Consider the following 22,480-nt stretch of genomic DNA (forward strand, 5'->3'; position numbering starts at 1 on the left):
CCCCGCCCCCGCCCCGCTGCTGAGCGCCGCGGACGTGCGGCGCATCGCCGCCGAGCTGGACCTGCGTCCCACCAAGCAGTGGGGCCAGAACTTCGTGATCGACCCGAACACGATCCGGCGCATCGTGCAGGCCGCGGACGTGACCGCGGACGAGCACGTGCTGGAGATCGGCCCCGGTCTGGGTTCGCTCACCCTCGGCCTGCTGGACGCGGCCGCCGCCGTCACCGCCGTCGAGATCGACCCGGTCACCGCCGCCCGCCTGCCGCGCACCGCCGCCGAGTTCCGCCCCGGGGTCGAGGACGCCCTCGCCGTGCTGCACGCGGACGCCATGACGCTGAGCGAGCAGGCCCTGGCTGAGGTCTGGCCCGCCGCCGCCGCCGGCGGCCCCACCGCGCTCGTGGCGAACCTGCCCTACAACGTGGCCGTGCCCGTGCTGCTGCACGCGCTCGCGGTCCTGCCGGGGCTGCGGCACGGCCTGGTGATGGTGCAGGAGGAGGTCGCGGACCGTCTCGCGGCCGGGCCCGGTTCCAGGGTCTACGGCGTGCCGTCCGCCAAGGCGGCGTGGTACGCGGACGTGCGCAAGGCGGGCACCATCGGCACCCAGGTGTTCTGGCCGGCTCCGCGCATCCACTCCGGGCTGGTCGCCTTCACCCGGCGCGAGCCGCCGGCGGGCGGCGCGTCCCGCCGGGAGGTCTTCGCCGTGGTGGACGCCGCCTTCGCCCAGCGCCGCAAGACCCTGCGCGCCGCGCTCGCCTCCTGGGCGGGGTCGCCGCAGGCGGCGGAGGACGCCCTGGTGGCCGCCGGCGTGGACCCGCGCGCCCGCGGCGAGGCCCTGGACATCGCGGCCTTCGCGCGGATCGCCGAGCACGGCCCGCGGCGTGCGGCGGAGGAGGTGAGCGCATGACGACGGAGGACCTCGGCCTCGACCCCACGGCCCGGCACGTCACGGTCAGCGCCCCCGGCAAGGTGAACCTGTCCCTGCGGGTGGGGCCGCCCGGCGCAGACGGCTACCACCCCGTGGCCACCGTGTACCTGGCCGTCAGCCTGCGGGAGACCGTCACGGCGATCGCGCGCACGGACGGGAGGATCACCGTCGGCCCGTCGGGCCGCCACATCAGTCTGGTGGACACCGAAGACGTGCCCTGGGACGAGCGCAACCTCGCGCACCGCGCCGCCGCGCACCTGCGGCGCACCCTCAGGCTCGATCCTGACACCCACGGCGTCCACCTCGAGGTCGCCAAGCAGGTCCCGGTCGCTGGCGGCATGGGCGGCGGCTCCGCCGACGCGGCCGCCGCGCTGCTCGCGTGCAGCGTCCTGTGGGAGACCGGGCACACCCGCGCCGAGCTCGCCGAGCTGGCCGCCCCGCTGGGCGCGGACGTGCCCTTCAGCGTGCTGGGCGGGGCCGCCGTCGGGCTCGGGACCGGGGCGGAGCTGACCCCCGTCGCGGCCCGCACCCCGGTGCACCTCGTCCTCGTCCCGGCGGACGCCGGGCTGTCCACCCCCGTGGTGTTCCAGACCCTGGACGAGCTGCGCCGGGAGGGCCACCTGCCCGACGGGCCGGCGCGCCCGGAGGTGAACGAGGCCGTCCTGCGGGCCCTCACCGCGGCCGACCCGCTCGAACTCGCCACCGCCATGGACAACGACCTGCAGACCCCGGCCGTCGTCCTGTTCCCCGAGCTCTCGGACGTCCTCGACCTCGGTATGGACGAAGGCGCGCTGCGCGGCATGGTCTCCGGCTCCGGCCCCACCCTGCTCTTCGTGGCGCAGGACGAGGCCTCCGCGCTGCGGCTGGCCTCGGCCATCGAGGAGCGCACGGGCGTGCGCGCCCTCCCCGTCCACGGCCCCGTGCCCGGCGCCCACGTGCTGTGAGACCAGGCGGCGCACCCCGCCGCACCCGACCACCCCTCCTCCGTCCGGAAAGGACCACCTCCTCCATGGCCCACCTGCTCGGCGCCGAGAACATCGGCATCGCCTTCGGAACCCGCACCGTCCTCGAGGGCCTCTCCCTCGGTGTGGATGAGGGGGACCGGATCGGACTCGTGGGCCGCAACGGCGACGGCAAATCCACGCTCATGCGCATCCTCGCCGGCCTCCAGGAGCCCGACACGGGCCGCGTCACCCGCCGCGGCGGCGTCCGCGTGGGCGTGCTGGACCAGCAGGACCGGCTCGACCCGGAGCACACCGTGCGTCAGGCCGTGGTCGGGGACGTGGACGACCACGTGTGGGCCTCAGACCCCAAGGTCCGGGACGTCCTGGGCGGTCTCCTCGACGGCTTCGACCTGGAGCAGTCCGTGCGGGGCCTCTCCGGCGGCCAGCGCCGTCGCGTGGCCCTGGCCCGTCTGCTCGCCGGGGACGACGACGTCCTCTTCCTCGACGAGCCCACCAACCACCTGGACGTCGAGGGCGTCGCGTGGCTCGCCCGCCACCTGAAGCAGCGCTGGCGCCCCACCGACGGCGGCCTCGTGGTGGTCACCCACGACCGGTGGTTCCTCGACGAGGTCTGCACGCGCACGTGGGAGGTGCACGACGCCACGGTGGACCCGTTCGACGGCGGCTACGCGGCGTGGGTGCTCGCGCGCGCGGAGCGCTCCCGGCAGGCGGCGGTGACGGAGCAGAAGCGTCAGCAGCTGGTGAAGAAGGAACTCGCCTGGCTGCGCCGTGGCGCCCCGGCGCGCACGTCGAAGCCGAAGTTCCGCATCGAGGCGGCCAACGCCATCATCGAGGACGTCCCCGCCCCGCGTGACTCGGTGTCCCTGGCGAAGATGGCCACGGCCCGGCTGGGCAAGGACGTCCTCGACCTCGAGCACGTGAGCCTGACGCTGGGGGAGAAGCCGATCCTCGACGACGTCACCCTGCGCCTGGCGCCCGGCGAGCGGCTCGGCGTGGTCGGCGTCAACGGTGCGGGCAAGTCGACCCTGCTGCGCCTGCTCGACGGCCGCATCGCCCCGGACTCGGGGCGGGTGAAGCGCGGCAAGACGGTGGTCTCGGCCACCCTCACCCAGGACGTGAAGGAGCTCGACGACGTCGCCCACCTGCGCGTCGCCGAAGTCATGGCCCGCGAAGGCTCGTCCTTCCAGGTCGGTGGCCGCGAGATGTCCTCCGGCCAGCTGCTCGAGATGCTCGGCTTCGGCACCTCCCGGCAGTGGACTCAGGTCTCCGAGCTCTCGGGCGGCGAGCGCCGGCGCCTGCAGCTGCTGCGCCTGCTCGTGGGCGAGCCCAACGTCCTCATGCTCGACGAGCCGACCAACGACCTGGACACGGACACCCTGGCTGCCGTCGAGGACGTGCTGGACGGGTGGCCCGGGACCCTCGTGGTGGTCTCCCATGACCGTTACCTGCTCGAGCGCGTCACCGACCACCAGGTCGCCCTGCTCGGGGACGGCAAGGTCCGCGGCCTGCCCGGCGGGGTGGGCCAGTATCTCGAGCTGCGCGCCGCGATGGACGACGCCGGCGGCCCGGCCCGGGGAGCCGGCGCAGCCCGGGGCCGCAACGACGTCGTCGGGACGTGCGCGGGCATGGGCGGGCCGGAGGAGGACACCGGGCCCACCGAGGCGGAGCGTCGGCTGGCCCGCAAGGAGATGGCCCGGCTCGAGAAGCAGATGACCCGGCTCCGGGACCGCAGGTCCGGCCTCGAGGCGCGGATGGCCGAGCTGGGGCAGGCGCAGGACTTCGACGCCCTCACCGCGGCCTCCGCCGACCTGAAGGACCTCGACGCGCAGCTGGACGTCCTGGAGGAGGAGTGGCTGCAGGCCGCTGAACTCGCCGAAGGGGACTGACCGGCGGGCGTGCACAGGAGAGTGTGGCAGGTGGCACAGCGCAAGGCTGTTTCCGGCCTACAATCGGGGGCCGGGGCACAGCACCATGCCCGACCCCCACGACGTGGACCATCCCCCGCGTCAGGACGGAGGAGCAGAGCGTGATCGGGAGTCCCGGTGATGAGTCGACCGCGCTCCGCATGGGTTCGACCGTCCGCGGCCGTGTCCTGGGCCGGCCCTGGGAGCGGGGCCTTCCGCTGCTCGTCCTCATCGGGGACGTGGTCGCGGTCCTGCTCGCCACCTTCGTCTCGGCCCAGCTCCGCTTCGGCGGACCGCGGCGCACCACCCTCCCCGGCGCCGAAGTCATCGACTACAGCGTAATCAGCCTCGCGCTGAGCGCGGCCTGGGTGCTCGCGCTGACCATCCAGGGCTCGCGGGACATCCGGATCCTGGGGGTGGGCAGCGAGGAGTACAAGCGGGTCCTGCAGGGCACCCTCTACCTCTTCGGCACCGTCGCGATCCTCGCCTATGCGGCAGGTCTCGAAGTGGCGCGCGGCTACGTGGGCCTGGCTCTGCCGCTGGGCGTGCTCCTGCTCCTGCTGGGCCGGTTCCTCGTGCGCGGGTGGGTGGCGCGGCAGCGACACCGCGGCAGGTTCCGGCGACGGCTCCTGCTCGTCGGCGGCCCGAAGGCGGTCCGGCACATCTTCCAGACCCTCGACTCCGAGGCCGGCGCCGGCTACGCCCCCGTGGCGGCGGCTCTCCCCGGATACAGGACCCGGCAGGAGGACTACCTCCCGATACCGGTCTCCACGGACCTGGACACCGTGGAGGACGTGGTCGCCCTCGTGGAGGTGCGCGACGTCGAAGCCGTGGTGATCACCTCGGGCCACCCGTTCGTCCCCGGGGACGTCCGCCGACTGGGCTGGGAGCTGCAGGAACGCGGCGTCTCCCTGATCATGGCGCCCGCGCTCGTGGACGTCGCCGGACCCCGCCTCCACACGCAGCCCCTCGCCGGCCTGCCGCTCATCCACCTCTCCACCCCGCGCCTCTCCGAGGGCAAGGCGTTCGCCAAGCGGGCGTTCGACGTCGTCGCGTCGGGGCTGGGCCTGATCGCCATCTCGCCGCTGCTGATCGCCGTCGCGATCGCGGTCAAGGCCACGGACGGCGGGCCGGTGCTGTTCCGGCAGGAGCGCATCGGTCTCGGCGGCAGGCCGTTCACCATGCTCAAGTTCCGTTCCATGGTGGTGGACGCCGAGGAGATCCGGCAGCGGCTCGTCTCGGACGGCGGGGATGCGGACGTGCTGTTCAAGATGAAGCACGACCCGCGCATCACCCGGGTCGGCAAGCTCATCCGCCGCACCAGCATCGACGAGCTGCCCCAGCTCGTGAACGTGCTGCGGGGGGACATGTCCCTCGTGGGCCCGCGGCCCCACCTGCCGCACGAGGTCGAGGCCTACGGGCAGTACGTGCACCGCCGGTTCCTGGTGCAGCCCGGCATCACGGGCCTGTGGCAGGTCTCCGGCCGGTCCGACCTCCCGTGGGAGGAGGCGGTCCGCCTGGACCTCTACTACGTGGAGAACTGGTCCATCCTGGGCGACCTCGTGATCCTGGGCCGGACCGTCAAGGCCGTGATCGCCGCCGACGGCGCCTATTGACCCCGGATCCGCGCGACCTGTGTGGAAGAATGGGCCGTCGTCGCCGCCCCCTGGGGTCCGGCGCTCCGCCCTGGTGTAATGGCAGCACGCCGGCCTTTGGAGCCGTGCGGTCTAGGTTCGAATCCTAGGGGCGGAACCCCCGTCCTCTGACCCCCACCGGTGCAGGAGCCCCCATGTCCCAGCCGTCCGCCCGTCCCTCCGCCGTGATCGTCCTGGCCGCGGGCCAGGGCACCCGCATGAAGTCGACGACGCCGAAGATCATGCATGCGATCGGGGGGCGCTCCCTCGTGGGCCACGCGCTCGCGGCGGCCTGGTCGCTCGCGCCGGAGCACCTCGTGGCCGTGGTCCGGCACGAGCGGGCTCGCGTGGCCGAGCACATCGAGACGGTGGCGGCCCAGCTGGGCATCGACGCGCTGGCGATCGCCGACCAGGACGACGTGCCGGGCACCGGCCGCGCCGTCGAGCTGGGCCTGGCCGCCCTGCCCGCGGACCTCGAGGGCACCGTCGTGGTGACCTACGGCGACGTCCCGCTGCTGACCCCGGAGACCCTCGCCCGCCTCGTCGCGGACCACGAGGCGGACGGCAACGCCGTCACCGTGCTCACCGCCACCCTCGAGGACGCCACGGGCTACGGCCGCATCGTCCGCGACGCCGAGGGCCTCGTGGAACGGATCATGGAGCACAAGGACGCCCTCGCCCACGCCGAGGCCACGGGGGATGACTCCTTCGTGGCGATCCGCGAGGTCAACTCCGGCATCTACGCCTTCGACGCCGCCCTGCTGCGCCGCACCCTGCCGGAGATCTCCACGGACAACGTGCAGGGTGAGAAGTACCTCACGGACGTGCTCGGCATGGCCCGTGCCGAGGGCGGCCGCGTCGCCTCGGTGGGCACGGACGACGTGTGGGAGGTCGAGGGTGCCAATGACCGCCGGCAGCTCTCCGACCTGGGCCGCCAGCTCAACGACCGCGTGCTGCGCGGCTGGATGAAGGAGGGTGTCACGGTCGTCGACCCGTCCTCCACGTGGGTGGACGTCACCGTCTCCCTCGCCTCGGACGTCAGGCTCAAGCCCGGCACCCAGCTGCATGGGGCGACGTCGGTGGCCACGGGCGCCGTCGTCGGCCCGGACTCCACGCTCACGGACACGCAGGTGGGGGAGGGCGCCGTGGTGAAGCGCACCGACGCCACGGAGGCCGTGATCGGCGCGGGCGCGACCGTCGGCCCGTTCACCTACCTGCGCCCGGGCACGGTGCTGGGGGAGGACGGCAAGATCGGCGCGTTCTACGAGACCAAGAACGTGACCGTGGGCCGCGGCGCCAAGCTCTCCCACCTGGGCTACGCCGGGGACGCCGAGATCGGCGAGTACACCAACATCGGCTGCGGCAACATCACCGCCAACTACGACGGAGTCGCCAAGCACCGCACCGTGATCGGGGCCCACGTGCGCACCGGCTCGAACACGGTGTTCACGGCCCCGGTCTCGGTGGGCGACGGCGCCTACACCGGTGCCGGCGCGGTGGTCCGCGACGACGTCCCGGCCGGCGCCCTGGCGCTGAACGCCGTGGCGCAGCGCACCATCGAGGGCTGGGTGCCCGCCAAGCGCCCGGGCACCTCCTCGGCCGAGGCCGCGCGGGCCGCCGGCGCGGAGGGCTCCGGCGCTCAGGGCTGACCCCGCGCGCCCGACAAGAGGTCGGCGTGTCACAACCGTACCGATTCCGGTACGGTTGTGACACCAGAGATGAGGTGGTGATCCCGTGACGTATCGTGACGATCTGTGGGACGTGGCTGCGGGGAACCACGGGGTCATCACCACTACGGAAGCGGAGGAGGCGGGCGTGCCCGCCGTCGAGGTCCGCAAGCTCGCCCAGCGCGGCGTTCTGCGGAGGCTGGCCCACGGGGTGTACCTCCATCGCCAGGTTCCCCGCGACCGGTTCACGGACGCGGCGGAGGCCGTGGCCACGGGCGGTGAAGATGCATTCCTGGACTGGGACGCAGTGCTGTCACTGTACGACCTCGCCCTGGTCGATCCCTCCGTCGTACGGGTGGGCGTGACGAGGCGGTACCGCGGCTCGCCGCGCGCGCATGTACGAGTGACACGACGCCGTCCCCCGCCGGGCGACGAGGACCTCACCTTTCACGGCGGCGTGCGAGGCCTCACGATCAACCAAGCCCTTCGTGAGGCACTCGACCGCATCCCTCTCGAGCGCGTCGCCGCTGCGATCGAGGAGGCCCGCGCGCGCGGGCTGCTCACGGTGGGCGAGGCGAGGAGCTTGAAGAAGGACCTGGAGGCGCGGCAGAACGGTGGACATCGTGGCGGTCGATGACGTGGTCGTGGGCCTGGGCGATCTGGGAGCTCGAGGTGCGCCCAGGAGCGAAGGCCAACTCAACCGTCGACTGGAGGCGATCGCTGACGCGATGGGCGTTCCGGTGGACCGGGCGCGCCGGTTGCTGGGAGCAGTGATCGTGGCGCAGATGTTGCCGGAAGGCGTCGTAGTCAAGGGTGGAAATGGCGTTCGACTCCGACATGGAGCCACCGGGACGCGGGCGACCCGGGATCTCGATCTACTGGCTCGCGATCCCCAGCAGGCGCTGAAGGACTTGACCGGGTTCGTCGACCGGGGATGGGGGGCCGCGCCCGGGAGCAAGAGAGAACTCAAGGCCGACCCGGCTGCGACCCGGGTGGCCTTCTTCGGCACGGTGCATGAGGACGATCCTGCGGAGCCTCTCGGAGTGCCCGATCCCTACGTCCTGTCACGAGCGAAGGTGACCCTGCATTTTCTCTCCGCGAGGACAAGTTGGGTGTCGGTCCCGATCGAGATCGGGCGCGACGAATTCGAGGGCAGCACGCTGGCGCAGCCAGTCGAGGTCGTGGCACCCCAGGTCGCGGAGGCGGTCACCGCGTTGGGATGTGGAACACCGCGGTCTGTGGCCGTGATGGCTGTCGAGCAGCAGCTCGCACAGAAGATCCATGCCGTCACGGATCCACATCAGACGCGAGGCCACGATCTCGTGGACATCCAGTTGCTCTGGCATGGGGCGGAGGCCGAGGGTGGTGTCGACATCCCGTTGCTCGCAGATCTCGTCAGCCGTACTTTCATGTTTCGGTCACCCGGCCGGACTGCGGCAGGACACACACCGCATGAGTGGCCGCCTCCGGTCGCTCACGTCCGGACTCTCGAGCAGGGGTACCTGGATGCGCTGGAGGAGACACGAGTGGGTGCGGAGGGACAGGCCAGGCTCCTGCAGCCGCGCGTGTCCGACGCGGCGGATTGGCTGGAGTCGTTGATCACAAGGATCGCGCGGGCCGCCGGCGCCGAGGGCTCCGGCGCTCAGGGCTGATCCCTCGCGCCCTAGGATGGGTGCGAGGACCGGGCCGCCCCGGGCGGCCGACACCGACGCCGGACGCCGTCGGCCCTGGAACGCGAGACCACGAAGGATGATGAGGACGTCATGACGGAGCTGAGCCGCAGCGAAGACAAGCGACTGGTGCTGGCCACGGGCCGCGCCCACCCCGAGCTCGCGCAGGAGATCGCCGAGGAGCTGGGCACCGAGCTGCTCCCCATGAGCGCCTACGACTTCGCCAACGGCGAGATCTACGTGCGCTCGGGCGAGTCGGTGCGCGGCAAGGACGTGTTCATCATCCAGTCGCACCCGGCGCCGCTGAACAACCACCTCATGGAGCAGCTGATCATGGTGGACTCCATGAAGCGCGCCTCCGCCCGCCGCATCACGGTGGTCTCGCCGTTCTACCCGTACGCCCGCCAGGACAAGAAGGGCCGCGGCCGCGAGCCGATCTCGGCCCGTCTCGTGGCGGACCTGTACAAGACCGCCGGCGCCTCCCGCGTGATGAGCGTGGACCTGCACACCGCCCAGATCCAGGGCTTCTTCGACGGCCCGGTGGACCACCTGTTCGCCATCCCGCTGCTGGCGGACCACATCCGCTCCAGCGTGGCGGGCGAGGAGGTCACGGTCGTCTCCCCGGACACCGGTCGCGTGCGCGTGGCGGAGCAGTGGGCGGACCGCCTGGGCGGCGTGCCGCTGGGCTTCGTGCACAAGAGCCGGGACCTCACCGTTCCGAACAAGGCCGAGTCCAAGACCGTGGTCGGGGACGTCGAGGGCCGCGTCTGCGTGCTGATCGACGACATGATCGACACCGGCGGCACCATCGCCGGCGCCGTGCAGATCCTCAAGGACGCCGGCGCCAAGGACGTCATCATCGCCGCCACGCACGCGGTGTTCTCGGACCCGGCCGCCCAGCGTCTCGGCGAGTGCGGAGCCCGTGAGGTCGTGGTGACCAACACCCTGCCCATCCCGGAGGAGAAGCGCTTCGAGACCCTCACGGTGCTCTCGATCGCCCCGCTGATCGCCCGCGCGATCCGCGAGGTCTTCGAGGACGGCTCGGTCACCAGCCTCTTCGACGGCGTCGCCTGACCATGGCCGAGCGCGTCGAGCCGGCCCACGGGGAAGACGGCGGCGCGGTGGCCGCGCCGCAGCCTCACCGTCCGCGCCTGCCGTTCTGGGCCTCCCTGCTGCTGAACGTGGTGGTGGCCCTCGCGGTCGTCGCCGTGGTGCAGGCCCTGTGGGTGAAGGTGTACTCGGTGCCGTCCGGCTCGATGGAGAACACCCTCGAGGTGGGGGACCGCATGCTGGTCAACCGCACCGCCTATCCGGACGGGATGGCCGACTCCCAGGACGTGGTGGTCTTCACCGCAAACGAGGACTGGGCCACCCCGGCGTCGTCGGAGGGGGCCGTGGAGAACGCCGTCCGCACGTTCGGCGACCTCACCGGCATCGGCCGCTCGCACGAGCAGGCGCTGGTCAAGCGCGTGGTCGGCACCGCGGGGCAGACCGTGGAGTGCTGCACCGCCGAGGGTGCCGTGACCGTGGACGGGGAGCCCCTGGACGAGCCATACATCCACAACGACCTGCCGTTCATCCGGGACGAGCTGGACTGCGAGTCCGAGGTGATGTCCGCGCGCTGCTTCGGCCCGGTCACCGTGCCGGAGGACTCGATGCTCGTGCTCGGCGACCACCGCTCCAACTCGGCCGACTCCGTGATCGCGTGCCGCGGCATCCCCGCCGACCAGGCCGGGGACTGCGCGCGCTTCGTCACCCGCGAGGACATCGTGGGCGAGGTCTTCGTGACCGTCTGGCCGCCCACGCACTGGGGCGGGCACTGATCTCCTGAGGGGGCGGGGCGCCCTGGGCGCCGGCCGCCTCCGGGCCGTGCCGGCTCAGCCGGTCGTGGCCAGCTGCGCGGTGATCAGGGCGTCCATCGCCTCCCGCACCCGGGCCTCGGCGTCCTCGGGCACGGGTCCTTCGGTGCGGAGGCAGGCCACCACGTCGGCGGCCGTCCGCGGCTCGTCCAGCAGGAGCCAGACGGACGGGCCCAGACCTTCGAGCACGACCAGGCGGTCCGAGGCGAGCAGGACCAGGCGGCCGTGGTCGGTCAGGATGCCGTCGTCGACGGCGCAGCGGGACACCGCGCCCGGGGTTGCCACTCCGACGGAGGCCGAGAGCTCTTCCTCGGTGAGTGCCTCCCAGGCGGGGGTGACGGGCGTGGGCGGGGCCGCCAGCAGGCCGTCGACGACGCCCCGCAGGTCATCGGCTTCGGCGTAGACGAGGCGTTGGGCGCCGCCGACCGCGTCGAGCGCACGGCAGAGCGTCACGAGGCCGCGGGGGAGCAGGGAGAGGGAGGAGGTCTGGGGGACGAGCGCCGCGAGCGCGGCCACGAGTTCTATGGCCTCCGCTCGCGGCGTCACCGGGCCTGCCGGATCCCGCACGCGGTCCAGCACGGCGATCCGGGCCAGCCGGGCGTCGGGGAGGGTCGGACCGAGACCGAGGTCGTCCGGGCCTCGCTGGGTCTTCGGGCGCACCCCTCGTGACCCCAGCAGGGACAGCGGTTTGGGGTAGGGCGTGACGGTCAGGCCGTCTGGTGCGATGATCGCCGTCTCGTCGGTGAGGTAGGCGAAATGGGGTCCCAGCCGGCGCGTGGCCGTCGTCTTGCCCGTCCCGGACGCCGCCACCAGGACGATCGCCGCCCCGGTGTCCGGTGCGGCGAGGCACGCCGCGTGGAACATCAGGTGGGTGCCGCGCGCGGATTCGATCGCCCGTGAGGTCGCCAGGAACACCAGGTCCTCGTGCCACTGGAGCCACGGACGCGCGGCGCCGGCGTCGCGGTGCGCATCCGCGTCGGCGGGCGACTCCACGGCCTCCACACCGCATCGGGCCCAGGACTCGATCACCTCCGCCCGCTCGTCTCCCGTGAGGCCGCTGACCGTCATAGCATCGAGTCCGGCGCCGATGCGCAACGCGGTCGTCTCGCGCATGGCTTCGTCCTCCCCCTGGGTGCCGGGCATGGCTCACCCTTTCCCTCCCGTGGCTGTCCGGTCAGTGTACTGAGAGCCGTGCGGGCGGCCATGGCGCCGCCCCGCCGGACGGCACGGGCCCTCGCCAGACGCTCTCTATACTCGTCGCAGGTTCTCGGGCGCTGGGTGCGCCCTCCATCTGAGCCGAGGGAGGAGCCCGCATGGCAGCGCAGCCGACCACGGCGGCCGTCACCGTGGTGATCCCGCACTACGGCGATCCGGCCCCCACCCTCGCCCTCGTCGACCGCCTGCTGGCCGATCCCGGGGACGCGCTGGCCGCCGTCGTGGTCTCGGACGACGCCTCGCCCACCCCGTACCCCGAGGCGCACGATCCGCGTCTGACCGTGGTGCGCCGCGAGCGCAACGGCGGCTTCGGGGCGAACGTGAACGCCGGCCTGGCCGCGGTCACCACCGAGCTGGCCCTGGTCCTCAACTCGGACGCCGAGATCACGGGGGCGCAGATCGACGCGCTGGTGGCCGCTGCCGCTCCGTATCAGCCGGCCGTGGTCAGCCCGCAGGTCGTCAACGAGGACGGCACGCCGCAGTGGTCCGGCCGGCACTTCCCCACGGTCCTGCACCAGACCGTCGAGTGGCTGACTCCGCTGGCCCGCTTCCGTCACCTGGACGTGCTTCACGAGGCCGTGGGGCACGACGTCGCGGCGGCCCGGTCCGCCTCGCCCGTGGCGGTCGACTGGGTGATGGGCGCCGTGCTGCTCCTGCCGATGGCGCAGGTCCGCGCCGTCGGCGGGTTCGACGAGGAGTACTTCATGAATTCCGAGGAGGTCGACCTGCAGCGCCGCCTGCGCGAGCGCGGCGTGCCGTCGATCGTGGTCCCGGCCGTCCGTGTGCCGCACGGGCTGCACGGCTCCTCGGACCCGCTGCGCCGGCGCGGCTGGCTGGTGGACTCCCGGTACCGCTACGCCCGGAAGTTCGGTCACCCCCGGGTCCTCAAGGCCGCGCTCACCGCAGCGACGGGGGCGAACTTCGCCGTGAACGCGCTCCGGCAGGCCCGGGGTGTGGACGTGGACGCCCGCGCCGTGCTCCGGGACGAGCACGCGCTGGTCTGGAAGGGGCAGCGCCGATGAGCGCCACCGGCTACACCGTGCCGGCGCCGCTCGACGTGTGGGGCGGCCGCTCACCGGAACGGCTGTTCCTGGTCTCGCCGGCGTTCCACGGCTATCACCGCTCCATCGCGGCGGCGTGGGCGGCCCAGGGCTTCGACGTCACGGTGCACTGCTACGACGCCTACGCCACGCTCGGCATGAAGCTGCGGAACAAGGGGCTGCTCGAGCTGCCGCAGAAGGCGGGCGTGGACCGCACGGCCGCGCGGGTCGCCTGGGACACGGGGCGGGCCGTGGCCGCGCTGCGCGAGGCCCGGCCGGACCGCGTGCTCGTCATCAAGGGCGACTCGCTGGGCGAGGCCTTCTGGTCCGAGATCCTCGAAGCGGGCCTGCCCCGCATGCTCTGGCTGTACGACGACCTCGCGCGGCACGACTACTCGATGGAGTTCCTGCGCTCCGTCGGGCCGGTGCTCAGCTACGCCCGTACCGAGGCCGAGCTGCTGGCCGGCGAGGGCGTGGACGCCCACTACATGCCCAACGGTTTCGACCCGGCGATGGCGCTGCCCCAGGTGCCGCGGCGTGACGAACTGGTCTTCGTGGGCTCGCGCTACCCGAATCGCGTGGAACTGCTCACCCGCCTGGCCGCGGCCGGGGTGCCGGTGCGCGCCTACGGGCGTCAGTGGAGCCACCACCCGGTGGACCGCCTGCGCACGTGGGAGCTGACCCGGCCGGACCTGCCGGCCGAACGGGACATCCCCCTCGAGGAGGCGTACGCCGTGCAGGCGGCCGCCGCGGGCGCCATCAACATCCACGGCCTGCAGGCCGGCCACGCGATGCGGACCTTCGAGGTGCCCGGCATGGGCGGTCTCCAGCTCGTCGACCGGGCCGACGTGGCCGAGTTCTACGTCCCGGACGAGGAGGTGCTCGTCTTCGAGGACGCGGACCACCTCATCGAGCTGGGCCGCCGGGTCGTCGCGGACCCCGCCTGGGGAGCGCGCATCCGGGAGGCCGGCCGCCGCCGGTCGCACGCGGAGCACACGTTCGCGCACCGGGCGGCCATGGCCCAGGGGTGGTGGGCATGACCGACGCGCCCCTCTTCTGGCGCTCCGAGGACCTGCCGCGCTGGCACGCGTGGCAGCGCGCCCAGTGGCCGTTGACCCGGCGGGCCGCGGACACCGCGCGCTCGACCGTGCGCGGCGTGGCCGGCGCCCTGACGCGCCGCCGGTCCACCGGCGACGAGGCCCCCCGCCTGCTCCTGCCGGCGGGGGACGTCCACACCCTCGTCGCCCTGGAGTCCTTCGGCCCCACGCAGCTGGCCGCGCTGGCCTCGCCCGTGGCTGCCCTGGCCACCGCGCGGCCGGAGGTCGCCGCCGGGGTCGGCTGGGTGCTGCCCGCCGGTGACGCACCCGCCCTGCCCGGGGCCGCGGGCCACCGGGAGCACGCCGCCACCGCCGACGTCGTGACGGATCGCCTGCCCGGGCTCCGCCGCGTCCTGGTGGCGGGGGAGTACCTGCCCTCGGGCCGCGCCGCCGTGTGCTGGGCCCGGCAGCGGGGGGCGCAGATCGGCGTCGTCCAGCACGGGCTGCTGGCCGTGTCCACGCCGCCCGTCCCGCAGGACGGCACCCTGTACGCCTTCACGAGCGCGGACGCGGACTGGTGGACCCAGGGCCGCGCCGATGTGGAGGCCGTCCCGGTGGGCTCGGCGCTGCTCGAGCAGGCCCGCCGGACCGCGCCCGCGCTCTCGGGCGCCGGGGACGACGGCCCCGGGGTGTTCCTCGGCCAGCTGCACGGCGCCGAGCTGCCCCGCCGGGACTTCGCCGCGGCCGCCGAACAGTACGTGCGGGCCACCGGCGCCGCCTACCGCCCCCACCCGGCCGAGCGGGACCGCCTCTCCCGCGGTCAGCACGCGGCCTGGCGCAGGGCCGGCGTGCGGATCGACGACGCCGGGGCGCCTCTCATCGCCACCCGCGGGCCCGTGGCCGCCGTCTTCTCCACCGGGATCCTCGAGGCCGCGCAGGCCGGCAGACCCGCGTGGGCCGTCCACCCGGACCCGCCCGCCTGGCTGGAGGGGTTCTGGCGGCGCTACGGCATGACCCGGTGGCGGCCCGGCCGCACCCCGGAGCCCACCCCGCCCCTGGCCTCGCCGACCGCGGACCCCGCGGCCGCGATCGCCGAGCACGTCTGGAAGGAGACCGCGTGAGCATCCTGTGCGTCATCCCCGTGCGCGGCGGGTCCCGGGGACTGCCCGGCAAGAACATCCGCCTCCTCGGCGGCCACCCGCTCGTGGCCTGGACCATCCAGGCCGCCCTCGAGGCGGAGGAGGACCTGCACGTGGTGGTCTCCACGGACTCGGCCGAGATCGCCGAGGTCGCCCTCCGCTACGGCGCGGACGTCCCGGGCCTGCGCCCGGCCCACCTGGCCCAGGACTCGACCCCCACCGAGCCCGTGATCGAGCACGTGCTCGCGGCCGAGCGCGCGGCCGGCGTCGAGCCCGAGGGCGTGATGCTCCTCCAGGCCACCAGCCCGCTCCGCCTGCCCGGCACCCTGGACCGCGCCGTGCGGCAGTTCCGGGACACGGGGGTGGACTCGCTGGTCGGCGTCGTCCCGGTGTCCCCGTTCCTGTGGCGCCATCCCGAGGATCCCGGCGGGGAGCCGATCCCGGACTTCGACGTCACGGCGCGCAAGCGCCGGCAGGACATGTCGCGCGCCGACCTGCGGTTCCGCGAGAACGGCTCGCTGTATGTGACGCGCCCCTGGGTCTATGACCGGCTGCACAACCGGCTGGGCGGCCGGATCGGCATGCTGGAGCTCGACGACCTCGAGGGCGTGGACATCGACACCGAGCTGGACTTCGCCCTGGCCGAGCAGCAGATGGACCAGTACCTGGCGGTCCAGAAGGTGCTCCAGCACCGCCCCGACCTCGGTGCCCCGCGCACCGCCGAGACCCCCACCACCGGCCCGAACCGCACCCTCGGAGGCACGCAGTGATCATCGAACGCAGGCTCACCCCCTACCTCGTCTTCCCCGAGGACTCGCTCCTGGCCGCCCTGCAGAAGATGACCGACAACCGCGAGCGCACCGTGTTCGTGGTGGACTCCCACGGCTTCCTCGTCGGCTCGCTGACGGACGGGGACGTGCGCCGCTGGCTCCTGGCGCATCCGGAGGCCTCGCTGGACGTGGCCGCGGCCGACGTCGCCCATCGCGACCCGGCGACGGCGTCCCTGGGCGCCTCCCCGGCCGAGATGCGCGAGGCCCTGCCCGCCGGGGCGCTGCACCTGCCGCTGCTGGACGAGCGCGGCCGCCTGACGGCCCTGGCGATCAACCGGGAAGCGGAGCTGCGGATCGGCGGGCACCGGATCGGGGAGGGCCACCCGGCGTTCCTGATCGCGGAGATCGGCAACAACCACCAGGGCGATGTGGACCTGGCCCGCCGTCTCGTGGACCTGGCCGTCGAGGCGGGCGCGGACGCCGTGAAGTTCCAGCTGCGGGACATGGACGCCCTGTACCGGCAGTCCGGTGCGGCCACCGCCGGTGAGGACCTGGGGGCCCAGCGCACCCTGGACGAGCTGGCCAAGTTCTCGCTCTCCGCCGAGGACATGGTGCGGGTGTTCGACCACGTCCGGGACGCCGGCGTCGCCCTGATGTGCACCCCGTGGGACGCCCCGTCCATGCGGGTGCTGCGCGAGTACCCGGTGGACGGCGTGAAGATCGCCTCGGCGGACCTGACGAACCACGGTCTGCTGCGGGACGCGGCCGCCTCCGGCCTGCCGATGGTGCTCTCCACCGGCATGTCCCGGGAGGAGGAGATCCGCGAGTCGGTGGCCCTCGTGCGCTCCTTCGGCGTCCCCTTCGCGATGCTGCACGCCCAGTCCACGTACCCCGCCCCCTACAAGGACGTGAATCTGGCCTACCTGGACCGGCTCGCGGAGATCGCGCAGACGCCGGTGGGCTACTCGGGCCACGAGCGCGGCTTCCACGTGGCGCTGGCCGCGGTGGCCCGGGGTGCCTCGATCATCGAGAAGCACTTCACCGTGGACCGGGGGCTCGAGGGCAACGACCACAAGGTCTCCCTGCTGCCGGAGGAGTTCGCGCAGATGGTCCGGCAGACCCGGGACATCGAGGAGTCGATCGGCGTCGGGACCGAGCGCGTGGTCTCCACGGGCGAGGCGATGAACCGCATCAACCTGGCCAAGTCCCTGGTGGCGGCCCGTCCGCTGCAGGCCGGCGTCACGATCACCGCCGACGACGTGACCGTGAAGTCCCCGGGCCGCGGCCTGCAGCCCAACGAGCTGCCGCGTCTGGTCGGCCGCACGCTGCACCGCGAGATGGCCGAGGGCGACTTCTTCTTCGCCGGCGACCTCACCGACACGGTGCCCACCGGGCGCCAGTTCCAGTTCCGGCGCCCCTGGGGCCTGCCGGTGCGCTACCACGACGTCGAGGCGCTGACGAAGGACTGCACCCCGGACTTCCTGGAGTTCCACTTCTCCTACAAGGACCTCGAGATCGACATCGACTCGGTGTTCACCGAGCCCATGCCGATGGGCTTCACCACGCACCTGCCGGACATCTTCTCCGGTGACTTCCTCGTGGATCTGGCCAGCGACGACGACGCCGTGTGGGAGCGCTCGATCGCCGAGGTGCAGCGCACGATCGACATCACCCGGGACCTGAAGCGCTGGTTCCCGAACGAGGAGGAGCCCATCATGGTCATCACCATGGGCGGGTTCACCCTGGACCGGCACATCCGCCCGGAGGAGCGGCTGCCGAAGTACGAGCGCATCGCCGAGGCCGTGCAGCGCCTGGACACCTCCGGCATCCGGATCGCCGCGCAGACGCTGCCGCCGTTCCCGTGGCTGATGGGCGGTCAGCAGTACCACAACCTCTTCATGGACCCGGACGACACCGTGGCGTTCGTGGAGGCCACGGGGGTGCCCCTGTGCCTGGACATCTCCCACTCCAAGCTCTCGGCCACGTTCCTGGGGATCCCCTTCTCGGAGATGGTGGAGAAGCTGGCCCCGCACACCATCCACCTGCACCTCGTGGACGCCACCGGTGTGGACGGGGAGGGGCCGCAGATCGGCGAGGGCGACGTCGACTGGCCCGTGCTGTGCGAGCAGCTGGACCGCCTGGCCCCCGGGGTGAGCTTCATCCCGGAGATCTGGCAGGGCCACATCAACAACGGCGAGGGCTTCTGGACGGCCCTGGACCGCCTGGAGCAGTGGCTGTGATCCCGGACGTGACGACGCCCGCCCCGGCCCCGCTGACGCTCTGGGTGGTGCCGGTCGCCGACCTCGGCGGCGTGGCCCGGCACGTCCTCGACGTCGCGCGCGTGGGCCTGCCCGGTCTGCGTCTGGCGGTGCTCTGCCCCGAGGGGCCGCTCGCCGAGCGCCTGCGCGAGCAGGGCGCGGCGGTGTTCACCGGGGACGTCGGTCCCGACGCCGGCCTGGCCGCCTCGGTGCGCACGCTCCGGACGGCGGTGCGCACCCTGCGCCCGGCCGCGGTCCACACGCACCTGGCCTACGCCGACCTCGCGGCCTTCACGGCGCTGGGCGCGGGGCGGGCCCGGCGGCGGGCCGGTGCGCCGGCGCTGCTCAGCACCGAGCACGGGATCGCCCTGGACGACCAGCTGTACAACCGGGCCGCCGCGGCCCGGGTGAAGAACGCCGCGCACCGCGCCCGGCTGCGCGGCACGGACCTCGTGATCGCGGTGGCGCAGTCCACCGCGGACGTGCTGCGCCGCAAATGGGGCGCGGGGGCGCCCCTCACCGTGGTGCGCAACGGCGTGGACGGGCCCGCGGTGCGCGCCGCGGCCGCGGGGCAGCGGCGCGCACCGGGGGAGGGGCTGCGGATCCTCTCCCTGTCCCGGCTGGCCCCCGAGAAGAACCTCGACCGGCTGATCGCCGCACTGCCCGCCCTGCTGGAGCGCGACCCCGGGGCGCGGTTGACGTTGGCCGGCACCGGGCCGCTCGCGGCGGCGCTGCGTGCGCAGGCCGAGGACCTCGGTGTCGCGGATGCGGTCGACCTGCCCGGCTTCGTGGAGCCGTGGGGCACCATGGCCGAGCACGACGTGCTGGTGCAGCTCTCCGCCTGGGAGAACCTCAGCTACACCCTGCTCGACGCCGCGGCCGCGGGCCTGCCCGCCGTCGCCACGGACGTGGGCGGCAACGGGGAGATCCTGCCGCCCGAGCGCCTGGTCCACGAGACCACGCCGGCGGCCATCGCCGACGCCGTCGTGCGTGCCGCCGCCGAGGGCCCGGGCGAGGTGCGCGTGGGCGACGTGGAGACCATGGCCCGGGCGACCGCCGAGGCGACCCTCGAGGTGCTCGGGCGCCGGGTGGGGAAGACCTCGGGATGACCGGTCGTATCTGGATCCTGGCGAACCAGGGCGAAGTGGGTGGCGGCGAGGTGATGCTGCACCACCTCGCCACGGCCCTGCGCGAGCTGGGGCGGGACGTGGGCGTCGTGGCCCCGGTGCACCCGGCCGAGACCGCCGATCGTCTGGCCGCGGACGGCTTCGACGTGGTCCGCGTGGGTAGGCCCGGACGACTGGGGTACCTGCGCGCTCTCCGGGCCTGGGACCGTGGCCGAGGCAAGGACGACGTCGTCTGGTGCAACGGGCTGCTGCCCGCCACGGCGCTGGCCGGCCGGCCGCGCCGGATCGTGCACCTGCATCAGGTACCCGAGAAGCCGGTTCTGCGCGTGTTCTCCGCCCTGGCGCGTCCCGGTGCGCTCGCGGTCCTCGCGCCGTCCCGATTCGCGGCGGACCGCATCCGCGGGGCGCGCGTGCTCCACAACTGGGTTCCGGCCCCGACGGCGCCGCAGACACGGCGGGCCCGCGGTGCCGATGATCCGGTGACCGTGGGCTTCCTCGGCCGGCTGTCCGAGGACAAGGGCATCGTGACGCTCCTGGAGGCCGCCGCGCTGCTGCGGAAGACCGACCCGGGTGCTTTCGTGTTCCGCGTCGCGGGGGAGAGCCGATTCGTGGCGGAGGACGAGGCCGACCGGCTCGCCACCGCCCTGAAGGCAGCCGGTGAGGACGTCCAGGTGCTCGGCTGGCAGGACAGCGGTGAGTTCCTGGCCACCGTGGACGTGCTGGCCGTGCCGTCGCAGTGGGCCGAGGTCTTCGGCCTGGTGACGGCCGAGGCGATGGCGGCGGGCGTTCCGGTGGTGGCTTCCGATGCGGGGGCCGTTCCCGAGGTGGTCGGCAGCGATCACCCCTTCGTTGTTCCGCAGCGCGACGCCGCCGCACTCGCGAATTGCTTGCGGGCGGTACGAGCGATCGATCTGGGGGCGGTGGCCCACTCCCAGCGACGCCGCTGGGAGTCGCTGTTCTCCCCCGAGGCCGGCCGCGCCGCCGTCGCCGAGCTCCTGGATGACCTGTCCCTATGATCCCCGCGGAGGACTCATGACCGAGACGCCCCTGACCCCCGAGGCCAGCGTGATCGTCCCCAGCCGGGGCGGCGCTCAGCGGTTGCCGCGCCTGATCGGCGCCCTCGCCGCACAGGAGGACGCCCCGCCGTTCGAGGTCCACGTGGTCGTGGACGGGGATGTGGACGGGTCCGAAGGGATGCTCGCGCCGTTGGCGGCGGAGCATCCGGGTCTGGACCTGAGCTGGACCGTCTTCGGCGAGAACCGCGGACGGGTCGCCGCACTCAACGCCGGCGCCGACGCGACGTCCGGCCGCATCCTCATCCGCGCGGACGACGATCTCGAGCCCGGACCCCACTACATCCGGGACCACGTGGCCGCGCACGCGGGCAAGCCTGGCGGAGCGATCGGACTTTACTTGAACGTCCTGGAGCCCACCCCGTATCAGCGCGCCTACGGTGACGCCCAGGACGTCCTGCACCGCGAGCACGCGTATGCGCTGCCGGCGGATCAGCAGTGGCGGCACTGGGCGGGCAACGTGTCCGTCCCCCGTGCCCTGCACGAGCAGATCGGCGGCTACGACCCGGACTACCGACAGTACGGGTGGGAGGACATCGACTACGGCTACCGGCTTCACGCGGCAGGCTACCCGGTGGTGATCCGTCCCGAGCTGGAGACGCGGCACCACGCTGCCGCCGTGACAACGCACTCGAAGGCGGTGCGGGCCTTGCACGGCACGGCCGCGCGGAACCTGTTCGTGAGCAAGCACGGGGCGGCACCGCTCGGCACCATCGGTGCTCCGCGAGGCGTGTGGGGTGCTGCCGTGCGCCTGGTGGCGTTGGGCGCCACCGAAGCCACTCTCACGCGCTCCAGTGCGCTGATCGACGCCGTCGCGGACCACCTGCCTCGGGGGCTCGCCCGTCGACTCATCGCCCTCCAGGTGGAGGGTGCGGCCGAGGCAGGACGGGCCCACCCCCACCGTGCGCAACGGGCCATCTGAGGAGACACGATGTCGGAACAGACCCCCGCAAAGATCGCCATCGCCCACGACTACCTCACCCAGAAGGGCGGGGCGGAGCGGGTGGTGCTCGCCCTGCACCGGATGTGGCCGGACGCGCCCATCTACACGACGTTCTACGACCCCGAGGGAACCTTCCCGGAGTTCAAGGACGCACGCATCATCACCTCACCCCTGAACCGGGTGGGGCTGCTGCGGAAGGACCCGCGGCGGGCACTGCCGCTGCTGCCCCTGGCCTCCTCGCTGATGCACGTGAAGGAGCCGATCGCCGTCGTCTCGACCTCCGGCTGGGCGCACGGATTCCGCTACGACGGCGCCACGCTCGTCTACTGCCACACGCCGGCGCGCTGGGTGTACCTGTTGGACGACTACCTGGGCGAGGGCGGCCGGGACAGCATCAAGGGCCGGATCGCCCGCGTGCTGCGCCCGGGTCTGCGCAGGTGGGACCGCGCGTCCGTCCGGCGTCGATCACGCTATGTGGCCAACTCCACGGTGGTGAGGGAGCGGATCGAAGACGTCTACGGGCTCGACGGCGTGGACCTCGTGTTCCCGCCGCACTCCGTGAGCACGGAGGGCCCGCAGGCGCCGATCCCCGGCGCCGAGCGGCTGGCGGAGGACGGTTTCCTGCTCTCGGTCGCGCGGCTCATGCCGTACAAGCACGTGGATGTGGCCATCGAGGCTGCGGCCCGCGCGGGGCGGCCGCTCGTGGTGATCGGCAAGGGCCCGGAGGAGGCCCGGCTGCGGGCGATGGCGGGGGAGGACGTGGTGTTCGGCCAGGACCTCACCGACGCGCAGCTGCGCTGGGCGTACGCACACGCGACGGCACTGATCGCCGCGAGCCACGAGGACTTCGGCATCACGCCGCTCGAGGCGAGTGCATGGGGCGTGCCTACCGTGGCGCTACGGGCCGGCGGTTACCTGGACACCATCGAGGACGGCGTCAACGGGGTATTCGTGGATGAGCCGACGGTGGATGCGGTGGCCGGAGGGGTGGAACGTCTGCTGGCACATGACTGGGACCGGGCGGCGATGCAGGCGCACGCCGAGCAGTTTTCCGAAGTGGAGTTCAGCCAACGAATTCGCAATGCGCTCACGAATCTGCCGCGAATTGCGGGACAGCGATGAGCACCCCTCGGCGTCTGGTGTAATGGCCACATGCGAGCCAACGATCCCGGGGTGACACTCACCGTAGCCGTCACATACCCGGGGGACCCGACTGACCCCCAGTCTTGGTCTGGCACTCCGGCGGGTCTCATC

At 73.1% G+C, this 22,480-nt stretch carries 19 protein-coding genes and 1 tRNA gene; 19 read left to right on the top strand and 1 reads right to left on the bottom strand.

Features of this window, described 5'->3' with window-relative positions:
* The 10 genes from rsmA to lepB form a co-directional block, all read left to right on the top strand.
* On the top strand, positions 1–904 hold a 904-nt coding region (rsmA, locus tag J1M39_RS06635; protein WP_206496595.1), incomplete at its 5' end, for a 16S rRNA (adenine(1518)-N(6)/adenine(1519)-N(6))-dimethyltransferase RsmA.
* A complete protein-coding gene (locus J1M39_RS06640; RefSeq protein ID WP_041104575.1) occupies positions 901–1,869 on the top strand; it encodes a 4-(cytidine 5'-diphospho)-2-C-methyl-D-erythritol kinase in 969 nt (322 codons plus the stop codon). The genes rsmA and J1M39_RS06640, both read left to right, overlap by 4 nt.
* Positions 1,870–1,934: 65 nt before the next feature.
* Positions 1,935–3,776 (top strand): ABC-F family ATP-binding cassette domain-containing protein, encoded by a 1,842-nt coding sequence (locus J1M39_RS06645; RefSeq protein WP_206495771.1) that lies wholly within the window; start codon positions 1,935–1,937, stop codon positions 3,774–3,776.
* 140 nt (positions 3,777–3,916) lie between these two features.
* Positions 3,917–5,410: a sugar transferase gene (locus tag J1M39_RS06650; protein ID WP_123243901.1), complete on the top strand. Its 1,494-nt coding sequence runs from the start codon at positions 3,917–3,919 to the stop codon at positions 5,408–5,410.
* A gap of 64 nt (positions 5,411–5,474) precedes the next feature.
* Positions 5,475–5,546 (top strand) — tRNA-Gln (locus J1M39_RS06655).
* A 37-nt stretch (positions 5,547–5,583) separates the two neighbouring features.
* The gene (glmU, locus tag J1M39_RS06660; RefSeq protein WP_123243900.1) at positions 5,584–7,077 is read left to right on the top strand and encodes a bifunctional UDP-N-acetylglucosamine diphosphorylase/glucosamine-1-phosphate N-acetyltransferase GlmU; all 1,494 of its coding nucleotides are present in this window, start codon (positions 5,584–5,586) and stop codon (positions 7,075–7,077) included.
* Between the two features lie 85 nt (positions 7,078–7,162).
* Positions 7,163–7,732, top strand: coding sequence for a type IV toxin-antitoxin system AbiEi family antitoxin domain-containing protein (locus tag J1M39_RS06665; RefSeq protein WP_020627445.1), 570 nt, complete (start codon positions 7,163–7,165; stop codon positions 7,730–7,732).
* Positions 7,719–8,747 (top strand): nucleotidyl transferase AbiEii/AbiGii toxin family protein, encoded by a 1,029-nt coding sequence (locus J1M39_RS06670; RefSeq protein ID WP_225348330.1) that lies wholly within the window; start codon positions 7,719–7,721, stop codon positions 8,745–8,747. Before J1M39_RS06665 ends, J1M39_RS06670 begins: the two co-directional genes overlap by 14 nt.
* A 111-nt stretch (positions 8,748–8,858) precedes the next feature.
* Positions 8,859–9,839: a ribose-phosphate diphosphokinase gene (locus J1M39_RS06675; RefSeq protein ID WP_061867435.1), complete on the top strand. Its 981-nt coding sequence runs from the start codon at positions 8,859–8,861 to the stop codon at positions 9,837–9,839.
* Between the two features lie 2 nt (positions 9,840–9,841).
* Positions 9,842–10,588 carry a signal peptidase I gene (lepB, locus tag J1M39_RS06680; protein WP_036317400.1) on the top strand — a complete coding sequence of 249 codons (747 nt, stop codon included), beginning with the start codon at positions 9,842–9,844 and terminating at the stop codon, positions 10,586–10,588.
* 54 nt (positions 10,589–10,642) lie between these two features.
* Here the strand turns inward: lepB and J1M39_RS06685 are convergent, their stop codons facing one another.
* On the bottom strand, positions 10,643–11,767 hold the full coding sequence (locus J1M39_RS06685) for a PqqD family peptide modification chaperone (RefSeq protein ID WP_061867432.1): 1,125 nt from the start codon (positions 11,765–11,767) through the stop codon (positions 10,643–10,645).
* A 170-nt stretch (positions 11,768–11,937) separates the two neighbouring features.
* On the opposite strand from J1M39_RS06685, the gene J1M39_RS06690 reads away from it, so the two are divergent.
* Genes J1M39_RS06690 through J1M39_RS06730 form a run of 9 tightly spaced genes read left to right on the top strand, consistent with a single transcriptional unit; the run spans position 11,938 to position 22,348 of the window.
* Entirely contained in the window at positions 11,938–12,861 is a 924-nt protein-coding gene (locus J1M39_RS06690; protein WP_061867431.1) for a glycosyltransferase family 2 protein, read from the top strand.
* The gene (locus J1M39_RS06695; protein ID WP_123243899.1) at positions 12,858–13,919 is read left to right on the top strand and encodes a CgeB family protein; all 1,062 of its coding nucleotides are present in this window, start codon (positions 12,858–12,860) and stop codon (positions 13,917–13,919) included. The genes J1M39_RS06690 and J1M39_RS06695 overlap by 4 nt, the downstream gene beginning before the upstream one ends.
* Positions 13,916–15,037 carry an RNA-binding protein gene (locus tag J1M39_RS06700; RefSeq protein ID WP_206496596.1) on the top strand — a complete coding sequence of 374 codons (1,122 nt, stop codon included), beginning with the start codon at positions 13,916–13,918 and terminating at the stop codon, positions 15,035–15,037. The genes J1M39_RS06695 and J1M39_RS06700 overlap by 4 nt, the downstream gene beginning before the upstream one ends.
* A complete protein-coding gene (locus J1M39_RS06705) occupies positions 15,034–15,825 on the top strand; it encodes an acylneuraminate cytidylyltransferase family protein (protein WP_123243897.1) in 792 nt (263 codons plus the stop codon). Before J1M39_RS06700 ends, J1M39_RS06705 begins: the two co-directional genes overlap by 4 nt.
* Positions 15,822–18,065 (top strand): N-acetylneuraminate synthase family protein, encoded by a 2,244-nt coding sequence (locus J1M39_RS06710; RefSeq protein ID WP_206496597.1) that lies wholly within the window; start codon positions 15,822–15,824, stop codon positions 18,063–18,065. The genes J1M39_RS06705 and J1M39_RS06710 overlap by 4 nt, the downstream gene beginning before the upstream one ends.
* 8 nt (positions 18,066–18,073) lie before the next feature.
* Positions 18,074–19,192 (top strand): glycosyltransferase, encoded by a 1,119-nt coding sequence (locus J1M39_RS06715; RefSeq protein WP_342356379.1) that lies wholly within the window; start codon positions 18,074–18,076, stop codon positions 19,190–19,192.
* The gene (locus J1M39_RS06720) at positions 19,189–20,226 is read left to right on the top strand and encodes a glycosyltransferase family 4 protein (RefSeq protein WP_101967326.1); all 1,038 of its coding nucleotides are present in this window, start codon (positions 19,189–19,191) and stop codon (positions 20,224–20,226) included. Before J1M39_RS06715 ends, J1M39_RS06720 begins: the two co-directional genes overlap by 4 nt.
* 16 nt (positions 20,227–20,242) lie before the next feature.
* Entirely contained in the window at positions 20,243–21,205 is a 963-nt protein-coding gene (locus tag J1M39_RS06725; RefSeq protein WP_206496598.1) for a glycosyltransferase family 2 protein, read from the top strand.
* Positions 21,206–21,214: 9 nt separating this feature from the next.
* Entirely contained in the window at positions 21,215–22,348 is a 1,134-nt protein-coding gene (locus tag J1M39_RS06730; protein WP_100056902.1) for a glycosyltransferase, read from the top strand.
* Positions 22,349–22,480: the final 132 nt, after the last annotated feature.

This window comes from Micrococcus sp. KRD077 (genome assembly GCF_017168505.1).
In the GTDB taxonomy this organism is placed as follows: domain Bacteria; phylum Actinomycetota; class Actinomycetes; order Actinomycetales; family Micrococcaceae; genus Micrococcus; species Micrococcus luteus.

What these genes read in the sequence shown, in the direction of transcription:
- J1M39_RS06645 (WP_206495771.1), top strand. Translation starts at nt 1,935, where the DNA reads ATGGCCCACCTGCTCGGCGCCGAGAACATCGGCATCGCCTTCGGAACC.
- J1M39_RS06725 (WP_206496598.1), top strand. Translation starts at nt 20,243, where the DNA reads ATGACCGAGACGCCCCTGACCCCCGAGGCCAGCGTGATCGTCCCCAGC.
- J1M39_RS06675 (WP_061867435.1), top strand. Translation starts at nt 8,859, where the DNA reads ATGACGGAGCTGAGCCGCAGCGAAGACAAGCGACTGGTGCTGGCCACG.
- J1M39_RS06685 (WP_061867432.1), bottom strand. Translation starts at nt 11,767, where the DNA reads ATGCCCGGCACCCAGGGGGAGGACGAAGCCATGCGCGAGACGACCGCG.
- J1M39_RS06720 (WP_101967326.1), top strand. Translation starts at nt 19,189, where the DNA reads ATGACCGGTCGTATCTGGATCCTGGCGAACCAGGGCGAAGTGGGTGGC.
- J1M39_RS06700 (WP_206496596.1), top strand. Translation starts at nt 13,916, where the DNA reads ATGACCGACGCGCCCCTCTTCTGGCGCTCCGAGGACCTGCCGCGCTGG.
- J1M39_RS06640 (WP_041104575.1), top strand. Translation starts at nt 901, where the DNA reads ATGACGACGGAGGACCTCGGCCTCGACCCCACGGCCCGGCACGTCACG.
- J1M39_RS06695 (WP_123243899.1), top strand. Translation starts at nt 12,858, where the DNA reads ATGAGCGCCACCGGCTACACCGTGCCGGCGCCGCTCGACGTGTGGGGC.
- J1M39_RS06690 (WP_061867431.1), top strand. Translation starts at nt 11,938, where the DNA reads ATGGCAGCGCAGCCGACCACGGCGGCCGTCACCGTGGTGATCCCGCAC.
- glmU (WP_123243900.1), top strand. Translation starts at nt 5,584, where the DNA reads ATGTCCCAGCCGTCCGCCCGTCCCTCCGCCGTGATCGTCCTGGCCGCG.
- lepB (WP_036317400.1), top strand. Translation starts at nt 9,842, where the DNA reads ATGGCCGAGCGCGTCGAGCCGGCCCACGGGGAAGACGGCGGCGCGGTG.
- J1M39_RS06730 (WP_100056902.1), top strand. Translation starts at nt 21,215, where the DNA reads ATGTCGGAACAGACCCCCGCAAAGATCGCCATCGCCCACGACTACCTC.